The organism is Paenibacillus germinis, assembly GCF_013141785.1.
GTDB classification, from domain to species: domain Bacteria; phylum Bacillota; class Bacilli; order Paenibacillales; family NBRC-103111; genus Paenibacillus_E; species Paenibacillus_E phytorum.
Window position 1 is genome coordinate 1 of record NZ_WHOC01000093.1, and the last position, 1,234, is coordinate 1,234.

Below are 1,234 nucleotides of genomic sequence, written 5' to 3' on the forward strand. Positions count from 1 at the left end.
CTGCGGATCGCAGGCAGTGTAATATGCCAGATCCGCCGCAGCCGGCCTGCTCCGTCTACGTAAGCGGCCTCATACAACTGCGGATCGACCCCGGCGATCGCGGCCAAGAAGATGATCGTCCCCCAGCCGACTTCCTTCCAAATACTTTGAGCGGTCAGCAGTCCCCAAAAGTAGTTCGGATCCGACATGAAGCTGATTTTGTCCCACCCCAAGGCGGCGAACACTTTGTTAACCAGCCCAAAATCGACGGACAGAAAAAAATAAGTAAAGCTAACGACGATGACCCACGACAGGAAATGAGGCAAATAAATAATAGACTGAATAACCCGCTTTACGGACTCTCGGCCTACTTCGTTAAGCATGAGCGACAACGCAATCGGCAGCGGGAAAAAAAACACGAGTCCAAACAAATTGATGAGCAGCGTATTCCGGAACAAGTTCCAAAACTGATTGCTCGCGAATAGATGGGCAAAATGCTCAAAGCCGACCCATTCGCTGTTCCAAAATCCACGGAATGGACTGTACTCCTGAAAAGCAAGCAAAATGCCCCACATTGGAACGTACTTAAATACGAGAAAATACAGCGCCGCTGGAAACGCCAGCAAGTAGATGTATTTGTACCGTTTCACCCTCTTCCACATCAGACGGTTGCCTTGATCTCGCCTGGTGGCAATAGGAACGGCTTCAAGCGAACCTGTGTTTTGAATAATCCTCTCTCCCTTCGTTCTGATTAGCCGGCTACAAACAGCTTAATCCGGGAACAGAGCGGCTGAATAGGTGCAATTGTTGTCGGTATTGGAGACTGCCGAAACTGCGCGTCCTATCAGGCTTTTCCGGCATCGCCGGACATTTTCGACACTGCAGAATCTTCGTCCGGATAAAAAAATGACCGCCCAAACGGGCGGTATTTTACGTGTGTATGGATGCCTCCATCATCGTTTTATTGCTGATTACGGAAATTGGCCGGCGAATACCCAGTCATTTTCTTGAAAACCCGACGAAACGTTCGTTCATTGTAGCCAACCTGCGCAGCGATTTCGGAGATCATATTATCGGTGTGCAGCAGAAGCTCCTTGGAGCGTTCTACCTTAAGCTCGGTAATATGCTGAATAAAGTTATGGCCCGTATGCTTGTTGAACAGCCTGCTGAAGTACGCGGGGCTTACACCTGCATATTCCGCCATCGAAGTAAGCGAATGATCCAGCTCCAGCCGTTCCTGAACGTATGCTTTGGC

General features: G+C 49.7%; 2 protein-coding genes. Both read right to left on the minus strand.

Translation table 11 applies throughout. The features are described 5' to 3' along the window. Nucleotides 1-629 (minus strand): ABC transporter permease (locus tag GC102_RS18775; protein ID WP_312883320.1); only part of this gene is annotated, 629 nt, incomplete at its 3' end. Between the two features lie 311 nt (nt 630-940). Beyond that, a partial coding sequence (locus GC102_RS18780) for a helix-turn-helix domain-containing protein (RefSeq protein WP_171690902.1) occupies nt 941-1,234 on the minus strand: 294 nt, incomplete at its 5' end.